13 protein-coding genes are annotated in these 11,210 nt (G+C 69.2%); 7 read left to right on the forward strand and 6 right to left on the reverse strand.

The genetic code is table 11. The features are described from left to right. Positions 1-59 precede the first annotated feature (59 nt). From nrdE to nrdH, 3 genes are read right to left on the reverse strand one after another with little or no spacing between them, the layout of a single operon-like run. Complete coding sequence (gene nrdE, locus ACRVYW_RS03170) at positions 60-2,216, reverse strand: class 1b ribonucleoside-diphosphate reductase subunit alpha (RefSeq protein ID WP_431801591.1); 2,157 nt, start codon at positions 2,214-2,216, stop codon at positions 60-62. Beyond that, complete coding sequence (nrdI, locus tag ACRVYW_RS03175; RefSeq protein ID WP_431801593.1) at positions 2,198-2,629, reverse strand: class Ib ribonucleoside-diphosphate reductase assembly flavoprotein NrdI; 432 nt, start codon at positions 2,627-2,629, stop codon at positions 2,198-2,200. Before nrdI ends, nrdE begins: the two co-directional genes overlap by 19 nt. Position 2,630: 1 nt before the next feature. Beyond that, positions 2,631-2,864, reverse strand: a complete 234-nt coding sequence (gene nrdH, locus ACRVYW_RS03180; protein WP_005052310.1) for a glutaredoxin-like protein NrdH — start codon at positions 2,862-2,864, stop codon at positions 2,631-2,633. Between the two features lie 429 nt (positions 2,865-3,293). Between nrdH and ACRVYW_RS03185 the strand changes: the two genes are divergently transcribed. Next, complete coding sequence (locus tag ACRVYW_RS03185) at positions 3,294-4,535, forward strand: MFS transporter (protein ID WP_431801595.1); 1,242 nt, start codon at positions 3,294-3,296, stop codon at positions 4,533-4,535. Between the two features lie 34 nt (positions 4,536-4,569). After that, positions 4,570-5,325, forward strand: coding sequence for an alpha/beta fold hydrolase (locus ACRVYW_RS03190; RefSeq protein ID WP_431801597.1), 756 nt, complete (start codon positions 4,570-4,572; stop codon positions 5,323-5,325). A gap of 10 nt (positions 5,326-5,335) precedes the next feature. Here ACRVYW_RS03190 and ACRVYW_RS03195 read toward each other — a convergent pair whose 3' ends face one another. Beyond that, a complete protein-coding gene (locus tag ACRVYW_RS03195) occupies positions 5,336-5,740 on the reverse strand; it encodes a pilus assembly protein CpaE (RefSeq protein WP_431801599.1) in 405 nt (134 codons plus the stop codon). Between the two features lie 48 nt (positions 5,741-5,788). On the opposite strand from ACRVYW_RS03195, the gene ACRVYW_RS03200 reads away from it, so the two are divergent. Next, positions 5,789-6,952 carry an acyl-CoA dehydrogenase family protein gene (locus ACRVYW_RS03200; RefSeq protein WP_431801601.1) on the forward strand — a complete coding sequence of 388 codons (1,164 nt, stop codon included), beginning with the start codon at positions 5,789-5,791 and terminating at the stop codon, positions 6,950-6,952. Between the two features lie 363 nt (positions 6,953-7,315). On the opposite strand, the gene ACRVYW_RS03205 is transcribed toward ACRVYW_RS03200, so the two are convergent. Further along, positions 7,316-7,588 (reverse strand): metal-sensitive transcriptional regulator, encoded by a 273-nt coding sequence (locus ACRVYW_RS03205; protein ID WP_431801603.1) that lies wholly within the window; start codon positions 7,586-7,588, stop codon positions 7,316-7,318. Between the two features lie 32 nt (positions 7,589-7,620). On the opposite strand from ACRVYW_RS03205, the gene ACRVYW_RS03210 reads away from it, so the two are divergent. The 4 genes from ACRVYW_RS03210 to ACRVYW_RS03225 are packed head-to-tail and all read left to right on the forward strand — an operon-like array spanning position 7,621 to position 10,726. Continuing rightward, the gene (locus tag ACRVYW_RS03210; protein WP_431801605.1) at positions 7,621-8,892 is read left to right on the forward strand and encodes a DUF445 domain-containing protein; all 1,272 of its coding nucleotides are present in this window, start codon (positions 7,621-7,623) and stop codon (positions 8,890-8,892) included. 51 nt (positions 8,893-8,943) lie between these two features. Then, positions 8,944-9,291 carry a gamma-glutamylcyclotransferase family protein gene (locus tag ACRVYW_RS03215; protein ID WP_431801607.1) on the forward strand — a complete coding sequence of 116 codons (348 nt, stop codon included), beginning with the start codon at positions 8,944-8,946 and terminating at the stop codon, positions 9,289-9,291. Beyond that, positions 9,288-10,262 (forward strand): arginase family protein, encoded by a 975-nt coding sequence (locus ACRVYW_RS03220; protein WP_431801609.1) that lies wholly within the window; start codon positions 9,288-9,290, stop codon positions 10,260-10,262. Before ACRVYW_RS03215 ends, ACRVYW_RS03220 begins: the two co-directional genes overlap by 4 nt. Further along, the gene (locus tag ACRVYW_RS03225) at positions 10,259-10,726 is read left to right on the forward strand and encodes a SixA phosphatase family protein (RefSeq protein ID WP_431801611.1); all 468 of its coding nucleotides are present in this window, start codon (positions 10,259-10,261) and stop codon (positions 10,724-10,726) included. The genes ACRVYW_RS03220 and ACRVYW_RS03225 overlap by 4 nt, the downstream gene beginning before the upstream one ends. A 37-nt stretch (positions 10,727-10,763) precedes the next feature. Here the strand turns inward: ACRVYW_RS03225 and ACRVYW_RS03230 are convergent, their stop codons facing one another. Next, the gene (locus ACRVYW_RS03230; protein ID WP_431801613.1) at positions 10,764-11,210 is read right to left on the reverse strand and encodes a hypothetical protein; all 447 of its coding nucleotides are present in this window, start codon (positions 11,208-11,210) and stop codon (positions 10,764-10,766) included.

Consider the following 11,210-nt stretch of genomic DNA (forward strand, 5'->3'; position numbering starts at 1 on the left):
AATCACAGAGATCGGTCGTTGAGCGAGCGAAGCGAGTCGAAACGCAGAGTCGAAGCGGCTCACAGCATGCACGAGACGCACTCGGTCATGTCGGTGCCCTCGAGCGCCAGCTGGCGCAGCCGGATGTAGTAGATCGTCTTGATGCCCTTGCGCCACGCGTAGATCTGCGCCTTGTTGATGTCGCGCGTGGTGGCGGTGTCCTTGAAGAACAGCGTCAGCGACAGGCCCTGGTCGACGTGCTGAGTCGCGGCGGCGTACGTGTCGATGACCTTCTCGTAGCCGATCTCGTACGCATCCTCGTAGTACTCGAGGTTGTCGTTCGTCATGAACGGCGCCGGGTAGTAGACGCGGCCGATCTTGCCTTCCTTGCGGATCTCGATCTTCGAGGCGATCGGGTGGATCGACGACGTCGAGTTGTTGATGTACGAGATGGAGCCCGTCGGCGGCACGGCCTGCAAGTTCTGGTTGTAGATGCCGTGCTCCTGAATGGATGCCTTCAGCGCACGCCAGTCATCCTGCGTGGGGATGTGGATGCCGGCGAACAGCTCCTCCACCCGCTCCGTCTGGGGCACCCACTCCTGCTCGAGGTACTTGTCGAAGAACTCCCCCGACGCGTAGGTCGAGTCGGCGAAGCCGTCGAAGGCCGTGCCGCGCTCGATCGCGATCTGGTTCGATGCGCGGAGGGCGTGAAACAGCACGGTGTAGAAGTAGATGTTCGTGAAGTCGAGGCCCTCTTCCGACCCGTAGAACACGTGCTCGCGGGCGAGGTAGCCGTGCAGGTTCATCTGGCCGAGGCCGATCGCGTGCGAACGGTCGTTGCCGTCCTCGATGGAGCGCACGGAGCGGATGTGGCTCTGGTCGCTCACGGCGGTCAGTGCACGGATCGAGGTCTCGACGGTGCCGGCGAGGTCCTTGCCGTCCATCGCGAGCGCGATGTTCATCGACCCGAGGTTGCAGGAGATGTCCTTGCCGATCTGCTGGTACGAGAGGTCCTCGTTGTAGGTGGTCGGCGTGTTCACCTGCAGGATCTCGCTGCAGAGGTTGGACATGTTGATGCGGCCCTTGATCGGGTTCGCCTTGTTCACCGTGTCCTCGAACATGATGTACGGGTAGCCCGACTCGAACTGGATCTCGGCGAGTGTCTGGAAGAACTCGCGCGCGTTGATCTTCGTCTTCTTGATGCGCGCGTCGTCGACCATCTCGTGGTACTTCTCGGTGACGGAGATGTCGCCGAAGGGCACACCGTAGACCTTCTCCACGTCGTAGGGCGAGAAGAGGTACATGTCCTCACCCTTGCGGGCGAGCTCGAACGTGACGTCGGGAATGACGACGCCGAGCGACAGCGTCTTGATGCGGATCTTCTCGTCGGCGTTCTCGCGCTTCGTGTCGAGGAACTTCAGGATGTCGGGGTGGTGCGCCGAGAGGTACACGGCACCGGCGCCCTGACGCGCACCGAGCTGGTTGGCGTAGCTGAAGCTGTCTTCGAGCAGCTTCATGACGGGGATGATGCCCGACGACTGGTTCTCGATCTGCTTGATCGGGGCGCCCGCCTCGCGGATGTTCGAGAGGAGGAGGGCGACGCCGCCGCCGCGCTTGGAGAGCTGGAGCGCGGAGTTGATGCCGCGGGCGATCGACTCCATGTTGTCCTCGATGCGCAGCAGGAAGCAGCTCACCAGCTCGCCGCGCTGCGCCTTGCCGGTGTTGAGGAACGTGGGGGTCGCCGGCTGGAAGCGGCCGGAGATGATCTCGTCAACGAGCTGTTCGGCGAGGCGCTGGTCACCGTCGGCGAGGCCCAGGGCGGTCATGACGACGCGGTCCTCGAAGCGCTCGAGGTAGCGCTTGCCGTCGAAGGTCTTCAGCGTGTAGCTCGTGTAGTACTTGAACGCGCCGAGGAAGGTCTCGAACCGGAACTTCGCACCGTAGGCGCGGTCGTTGAGGGCCTGGATGAACTCGAACGGGTACTTCTCCAGCACCGCACCCTCGTAGTACTCCTTCTCGACGAGGTAGTCGAGGCGCTCCTTGAGGGAGTGGAAGAAGACGGTGTTCTGGTTGACGTGCTGCAGGAAGTACTCGCGCGCAGCGCGCTTGTCGGCGTCGAACTGGATCTTCCCGTCCGCACCGTAGAGGTTGAGCATCGCGTTGAGGGAGTGGTAGTCCATCCCCTCGAAACGCGTGTCCGTCTTGAACGTCGTCTCGGTCACTGCAGCTTCCACCATCGTTCCAATCCGTCGCTCACCCGGGCGACATCGTCTGGCGTGCCGAAAAGTTCGAGCCGGTACAAGTGCGGCACGGTGCACTTGCGGCTGATGATGTCGCCGGCGACGCAGAAGTGCTCGCCGAAGTTCGTGTTTCCCGCGGAGATCACTCCGCGCAGGAGGTCCCGGTGCTTCTCGACGTTGAGAAACCGGATCACCTGTTTGGGAACGGCGCCCTTCTCGACGCCGCGCCCCTGCCCTCCCCCGTACGTCGGGGTGACGAGCACGAACGGCTCGTCGACCTCGACATCGGGATCGGCAGCGGTGAGGGGGATCCGGCGGGCCGGCATCCCCAACTTCTCGATGAAGCGCGCGGTGTTCCCCGACACGCTCGAGAAGTAGACGAGCAGCGGGGCGCTCGTCAGTACCTGCATCTCAGGCCAGACGGCTCGCGAGCTCGTCGATCTTGTCGGGACGGAAGCCCGACCAGTGGTCCTCGTCGGTGACGACGACCGGCGCCTGCAGGTAGCCGAGCGACTTGACGTGCTCGAGCGCGGCAGGGTCTTCGGACAGGTCGAGGACCTCGTAATCGATGCCCTTCGAGTCCAGTGCCCGGTACGTCGCGTTGCACTGCACGCACGACGGCTTCGTGTAAACCGTGATCGCCATATCGATTGCTCCCCTCACTTCACCCAGTGATTCAGTCCCGCTGTTCCAACCCCGTGACCGGCTGTGCGCCGTCGGGAGTCCAATACTACATATGGGTGCCGACATTGGGGGGCACCACAAGGGGTAGTAGTTACATCCGTGTAGTTTTGCACCGCTCTCCCCAGGTACAACACATCTTGTCCACCGTTTCATCCACAGACCGGGCATGGATTCCGAGCCACGGAAACACCGCGATCACGGCGCTTTTCCGAACGGATGCCGGCATCCATCCACAGCGCCGACGCTACGCCGGGCCTCCGACATCGATTTGCCTGTGGATACGTCGCCTCGGCGTGTCGCGGTACACCGCCGGCGTGTCGCGCACGGCCTCGCCGATTGCCCCGGCCCGCGCGGCGGCACCGACCCTGTCGCGACCGTTACCGTAGAAGGGTGGCGGGATATCGGGACTTGCTGCGCACCCCCGGGGTCGCGCGCATCATCGCGGCACAGCTGACCGCACGCTTCCCCAACGGGATGACGAGCCTCGCGATCCTCCTGCACGTCGAGCAGCAGACCGGGTCGTACGGCGCCGCCGGGCTCGTGCTGGCCGCGGCATCCATCGGTCAGGCCACCTCCGGACCCGTCACGAGCCGGTGGATGGGCATCTGGGGCATCCGCCGCGTCATCACGCTGACGACCGCCGTGTGCGCCGCCGCGCTCGTCGTCATCGCGCTCGTGCCGATGAACGTCGTCGGCTACATGGTCTTCGGACTCCTGGCGGGACTGTCGACCCCGCCCGTCCAGTCGGCGGTCCGCACGATCTACCCGAAGCTCGTCAACGCCCGCCAGCTCACGCCGCTCTTCTCCCTCGACGCCAGCTTGCAGGAGATCATCTGGATCCTCGCGCCGGTGGTCATCACGCTCGTCGCGACGCAGATCGGCACGACGGTCGCGCTCATCCTGATCGTCGCGATCCTGGTGCTCGGCGGGGCGTGGTTCGTCCTCTCCCCCGAGGTCGGGCGCGTGCGCATCCCGCGCAGCCGCCGCGGATTCGGACGCGTGCTCGGCAAGCCTGTCGTCCTCCTCGCGACGGTCATCGGCTTCCTCCTCATCGGCGCATGCGCCGCTGTCGAGGCCGCGGTCGTCGCGACCTTCGGCCACGGCGCGGACGGCGGGCACGGCGGCCTCGAGGCGGGCCTCGTCCTCGCGGTGTTCTCCGTCGGCTCGCTCGCCGGCGGTCTCGCGTTCGGTCATCTCCCGATGGGGCCCTGGGCGATGGCGCGGCGCCTCACCGTCGTCGCGGTCGGACTCACGGCGGCGGTCTTCTTCGTCGGCGAAGTCGGCCCCGCGACGCCGTGGTGGGTGGGGGCGTGCCTCATCGTCGCGGGCATCGGCGTCGCACCGGCTCTCGCGGTGATGTTCGCGACGACCTCGGCATCCGTCAAGTTCAGCGAGACCGCCGAGGCGTACGGCTGGATCGGCACGGGGCAGCTCATCGGCGCGGCCCTCGGCTCCGCGATCGCGGGGTTCATGATCGACGGCGTCGGCCCCGTCGGTGCATACGCGGTGGCCGCGGGTTTCGCGATCGTCGGCGCACTCGTGGCGACCGTCTTCGCGAGCGGATTCCCCGACCTCCGCGGCCGCGACGCCGCCCCGATCCCCGACACCGTGCCGGTCGACGTCATCACCTGACACGCCTCACCCGCGACACTCCTAGGCTGGGATCATGCCCGCTCCCCTCACCCTCCCGCGCCTGTCGTGGGGCTCCACGACCGCGCCGCGCCGCGCACTCCTCGTCCACGGCCTCGGATCCAACGGCGCGCTGATGTGGCGCTACGGCACGTTCTTGGCGGATGCCGGGTGGCACGCGACCGCCGTCGACCTCCGCGGCCACGGCACGGCTCCGCGCGCGCTCGACTACACGATCGCCGCGTACGCCGCCGACCTCGCCCACACCGGCGCGCACGACGACGCCCCCTGGGACCTCGTCGTCGGCCACTCGCTCGGCGGAGCGGCGTCGACCGTCGCGAGCGCCGACGCCCCGGCCTGGACCCGCCGGCTCGTGCTCGTCGACCCGGCGATCCACCTCGGCGACCACGACCGCCAGGTGGTGCGCAACAGCCAGGAGCGCTCGTTCGCCGACACCTCCATCGCCGCCGTCCGCGCCGAGCACCCGACATGGCATGAGAACGACATCGAACTGAAGGCGCTCTCGGCGCAGCAGGCGAGCCGCTGGGCGGTCGAAGAGACGAACCGGCAGAACACCCCGTGGGACGTCCGCGCGGCCGCGGCCCGCCTGAGCGTCCCGACGCACGTCATCGCGAGCGACCCGAAGGTCTACTCGATCTTCAAGGGAGCGCTCGTCGACGAGGTGCGGCAGAACCCCGTCGTCACGGTCTCGGTCGTCACGGGCGCCGGCCACTCCCCGCACCGCGACCTTCCCGACGACACGATGCGACACCTCGCGGATGCGCTGGCCTGACGACGCCTGACTACGAGATGCGCCGCAAGAGCTCGAGGACGGCGAGCGCATAGGCATCCGCCGGCTCGGGATGCTCGAACGACAGGTCGGCCTCGCCGATCCGGATGTCGACGCGGTGCGCGTCGGGCAGGCGCACGAGCGCCCGGAACGCGCCGCGCAGGAGCTCGCGCAGCTGGTCCTCGCGCGGCAGCCACAGCGCGTCTTCGAGGGCGACCGAATCGAGCGCCCACTCGGTCGTGCCGTTGAAGGCGAGAATCGTGCCCGTCGGGTAGCGGCGCGGCTCGATCGTCATCTCGCTCACCGTGAAGACATCGGCCTCGAACTCCGGCTCGTCGAGCTGGAACCGGTCGCCCGAGGCGGGATGCCACACGAGCCCCGCATCGCGCAGAGCCACGGCGAGGTCGGTCGAGATCATGGCATCCATCCTGCCCCTCCCGGCGGCGCCCCGGGGCAGGATGGAGGGATGAGCGCCTTCGACCCCGCCGCGTACCTTTCCGACGATCTGCTCGAGCGCATCCGGTCGCGCGCCGCGCAGGTGGATGCCGAGAACCGCTTCCCCGACGAAGACCTCGCCGAGCTGAAGGATGCCGGCTACCTCGCGATCCTCGTCCCCGAGGAGCTCGGCGGTGCCGGGCTCGCGCTCGCCGAGGCATCCCTTCTGCAGCAGCGGCTCGCCTCTGCCTCCCCTGCGACGGCGCTCGCGATCAACATGCACCTCGTGTGGACGGGCGTCGCGAAGGTATTCTCCGACCGCGCGATCCCGGGGCTCGAGTTCGTGCAGACGGGGGCGGCGGCCGGCGAGGTGTTCGCCTTCGGGATCAGCGAGGCCGGGAACGACCTCGTCCTCTTCGGCAGCGACACCGCGGCCGTTCCCCAGGGCGATGGCTCGTACGCGTTCACGGGGACGAAGATCTTCACGTCGCTCGCCCCGGTCTGGACGCAGCTCGGCCTCCACGGACTCGACGAGACCTCGCCCGACGCCCCGAAGATGGTGTTCGCGTTCGTCCCGCGGACGGATGCCGTGATCACCCGCGACGACGGGGACACCGTCGGCATGCGCGGCACCCAGTCGCGGACGACGGAGCTCCACGGTGCCGTCGCGCCGGAAGATCGCGTGGTCCGCCGCGTCGCGCCGGGCCCGAACCCCGACCCGATCGTCTTCGGTATCTTCAGCGTCTTCGAGATCCTCCTGGCCTCGGTGTACACCGGGGTCGCGCGCCGCGCGCTCGACCTCGCGGTCGAGACGGCGAAGAAGCGCACCTCGAAGAAAACGGGTCTCGCATACAGCGACGACCCCGACATCCGCTGGCGCATCGCCGAGATGGCGCTCGCCTACGACGCCCTCCTCCCCCAGATCGCCGCGCTCGCCGCGGACGTCGACGCCGCCGCCGACCACGGGGCGCTGTGGTTCGCGAAGCTCTCGGGCCTCAAGCACCGCGCCGTCGTCGCCGCGAAGCAGATCGTCGACGAGGCGATGCTCGTCGCGGGCGGGTCGTCGTACTTCACCCGTAACGAGTTGTCGCGCCTGTACCGCGACGTCCTCGCGGGGATGTTCCACCCGTCCGATCCCGAGTCGGCGCACTCCACGGTCGCCGCGGCGTGGCTCGGGCCGGTCTCGGGCTCGTAGGCGGGGCGCAGCAACGGGCGCCATTTCCCTGCATGCTCCGGAACTCGGGCGCCACTTTGCCCCACGCTCCGGAACTCGGGCGCCGCTTCTCTGCAGGCTCCGAAACTCGGGCGCCACATTCCTGTTCGGGCGCCATTTCCCTGCACGCTCCGGAACTCGGGCGCCACATCCCTGTTCGGGCGCCACAGTTTTCTAGCGCCCGAACAGATTCCTGGCGCCCGAACCGGACGGGCGTAGCGGCGGCGCGCCCGCCACGACCGCGACCCGCCCGACCCGCAGCGAACCCGACCGCCGGCACGCCCGCAACCCACCCGACGGACGACCCACCCGACGCCCCCCCTCCGCGCGACAGGATGCCGAAACTCAGCCCGCCTCGAGGTCGTATGCCTTCAGCAGCTCGGCGACGGCCTGGTCGCGCTCGGCGCCGCCTTCGGCGAACATGTGCGCCACGTGCGTGCGCAGGTGGTTCTCGATGAGCAGCTTGTCGAGCGAGGTGAGCGCCTTCTGGATCGCGCGGGACTGCGCGATCATGTCCATGCAGTAGTCCTCGTTCTCGATCATCTTCGCGAGCCCTCGGATCTGCCCCTCGATGATGGCGGTGCGGTGCAGGGCGCGCTTCTTGATGTCGTCGATCACGCGGCAAGGATACGCCGTGCGAGACTGACGGCATGCCCCGCACGCCCACCGAACTGCTGAGCCCCGCCGACCAGGAGCGTCGTCGGTCGCTGCGGTTCATGAAGGGTGTCGCGCTCGGCGCGCTCGTCTTCATGGCGATCCTGTTCATCGTCGCGTTCGCACTGGAGCCCCGCTATCCCGCAATGGGGTACGTCCGCGCCGCCGCCGAGGGCGGCATGGTCGGCGCCTTGGCCGACTGGTTCGCGGTCACGGCGCTGTTCCGGCATCCGCTCGGCATCCCCATCCCGCACACGGCGATCATCCCGAACCGCAAAGACGAAATCGGCAAGAGCCTCGGGGAGTTCATCGAGACGAACTTCCTCGCCGGCGACGTCGTGCGCGACAAGCTCCGGTCGACGCCGATCGCCGCAACGGCGGGCGCGTGGCTGCGCGAGAGCGAGCACGCCGAGATCGTGGGGCGCGAGGCGGCGACGATGGCCTCCGGCATCCTCACCGCACTCAGCGACGACGAGGTGCAGGACCTCATCAGCGACCTCGCGCGCGAGCACTTCCTCGACCCCGAGTGGGGCCCCACCGTCGGCGGATGGCTGGGGCATGTCGTGGATGCCGGGGCGCACCGCGGCGCCGTAAATCTCGGCATCGACAGCATCGCCGCCTGGCTCGCCGCGAACCGCTCGTCGTTCTCCGGTCTCGTCTCGCGGCGCCTGCCCTCGTGGGTGCCGTCGGTCGCGATGCGCCTCGTCGACGACACGGTCTACCACGAGGCCATGAAGTTCGTCGCGGCGGTCCAGGCCGACCCCGACCATCCGGCGCGGCACGCGATCGACCGCTATCTCGAACGCCTCGCCGAGAACCTGCAGCACGATCCCGCGACGATCGCGAAGCTCGAAGACGCCAAGAGCGCCGTGTTCGACAGCCCGCGGGTGCGCGAGCTCGCCGCCGACGCCTGGAACACCGCGAAGGCGGGGCTCCTCACCGCGCTGAACGACCCCGAGAGCCCCCTGCGACACCGCCTCGGTGCGGCGCTCGTCGAGATCGGCGACCGCCTCGCGACCGACACCGCCCTGCAGGAGCGCGTCGACGGCCGCGTCGCGGATGCCGCGGTCTTCCTCGTCGACCGCTACCGCCACGACATCGCCTCGATCATCACGGACACGGTCGAGAAGTGGGATGCCGACGAGACCACCGAGAAGATCGAGCTACTGGTCGGCCGCGACCTGCAGTACATCCGCTTGAACGGCACGTTCGTCGGCGCGCTCGCGGGCCTGCTCATCTACACGATCGCGCACGCGCTCATCCGCTGAGCTGCGGCTCGCAGCCTTTCCCGCTCGAGGGGCGAGCGCTAGCGTGGAAGGGTGAGCGACGCCGCGCCCGACCAGCTGCTGTTCACCTACGGCACCCTGCAGCACGCCGAGGTGCAGCTCGACACGTTCGGGCGTCTCGTCGCGGGCGAGCCCGACAGTCTGCCCGGCTACACGGTCGACTACGCCGAGATCGAGGACCAGCGCGTCGTCGACGTCTCGGGACTCTCGGTCCACCCGATCCTCCGCGAGACCGGGAATCCGCTCGACAAGGTGACCGGCGTCGTCCTGCATGTCACGCAGGGGGAGGTGGATGCCGCCGACGAGTACGAGGTCGCCCTCTACCGGCGCATCGCGGTGACCCTGACGAGCGGTCGCACCGCGTGGGTCTACGTCGGATGACCCCTCTGTCGCACGGCGCCTCTTTGGCGCACGACCCCCTCTTGGCCCACGACCCACTCTGGCCCCGCGCGGGCTCGTGGCCGTCCGCCGACGACGCGGCGCCGGATGCCGGCCGGTGGGATGCCGTGATCCTCGGCGCCCCCGCGGCGCGCACCTCCCTCTCCCCCACCGGTGCCGACGCGACGCCCGCGGCCGTCCGCGAGGCTCTCCGCCGCTACAGCCCGACCCTTCTCGGGCCCCCGCCCGTCGATCTCGCCGAAGCCCTGCGCATCGCCGACGCGGGAGACGTCGCCGACCCCGACGGGCCGGACGGCGAGCGCCGCCTTCGGGAGCGGACGGCCGGACTCGCCGCGCGCAGCGACCTCGTCGTCGCCCTGGGCGGGGACAACTCGATCACACTCTCCGTCGCCCAGGGCGCCGGAGCCTCGGGGCTCGTCACGCTCGACGCCCACCTCGACCTGCGCGACGGCGAGTCGAACGGATCGCCGGTGCGCCGCCTCATCGAAGGCGGCCTCGATCCGGCACGCATCGTGCAGATCGGCATCGCCGACTTCGCGAACTCGGTCGCGTATGCCCAGCGGGCCGCCGATCTCGGCATCCGCGTCGTCACGCTCGACGAACTCCGCCGCCGCGGAATCGCGGATGTCGTCGCCGAGGCGCGCGAGGTGGCGGGGGCGGGTGCCGGCGCTACCGGTGGCGCGCATGCCTCCAGCATCCACCTCGACATCGATGTCGACGTCTGCGACCGCGCGGTCGCGCCGGGCTGCCCCGCGTCGGTGCCCGGAGGTTTCGCGGCGTGGGAGCTGCGTGCACTCGTCCGCGCGATCGCCGCCGACCCGCGCGTCGGCTCGGCCGACATCGTCGAGGTCGACGCGACCGCCGATGCCCCCGACGGGCGCACCGTGCGCCTTGCCGCGCTCTGCGTGCTGGAACTGCTCGCGGGGCTGTACGCGCGAAAGGAGTCTTCATGACCACGCTCGTCCTCGTGCGGCACGCGAAGAGCGATTGGGGAAGCCCCCTCCTCGCCGACCACGACCGTCCCCTCAACGCGCGCGGGCTGCGCGATGCGCCGGCGCAGGCCGAGAAGCTCGCGGCCACGGGGCTCGAGATCGACGCGCTGCTGTCGTCGACGGCGCTGCGCGCACGGACGACCGCGAGCCTCTTCGGCGCCGCGCTGGGGGTCGCGCCCGAACTCGATCCGGAGCTCTACGGCGCACCGGCGCGGCTGCTGCTCGAGACGGCCGCCGCGCGCGGCGTCGACCGGGTCCTCGTCGTCGCGCACGACCCGGGCATGACGATCCTCGCTGAGCATCTCTCCGGCGGCGGCATCGGGCACATGCCCACGTGCGCCGTCGCGACGTTCCGCTGGGAGACGGACGACTGGGATGTCGCCACCGCGACCGACCCCGATAGCTGGGCGTTCGACGCGCCCTGATCCGCGGCGCGCGCTGATCCCCGACGCGGCTCGGTTCTCACACGAGATCGTCCGGCGGAATGACCCGCACCCCGCGATCGCTGAGCAGGCACTGCGCGCGGACCGGGGTGCCGTGCGCACGGAACAGCCGGTGCAACTCGCGCGCCCAGACGCGGGTCTCGTCATCGAGACGCGCAGAGCCGCACCGCTCCCACACCAGGACGAGCGCGGCGAAGTCGAACTCCTCGTGCACGCGGGCGAAGCATTCGGCGATCGATTCCCCTGCGGTGCGGTCGTCGCCCGACTTCGCTGCGCCCGGGTAGAGCGCGTAGGGGCTGCGCGGCAGGTCATCCGAGGGCATGAGCGGCCCGCTGAGGATGTCGCGGTCGTCGAGGAACAGGATCCACAGCTGGCGCCGCACGACGGGCGCGAGGAGGACCGACAGACCGCGCTCGAGAGTGTCGTCGTCGGTGAGCGGGAGGGTGTGCAGGTCGGAAGGTGTCAT

Source organism: Microbacterium sp. bgisy203, assembly GCF_965345155.1.
GTDB lineage: Bacteria > Actinomycetota > Actinomycetes > Actinomycetales > Microbacteriaceae > Microbacterium.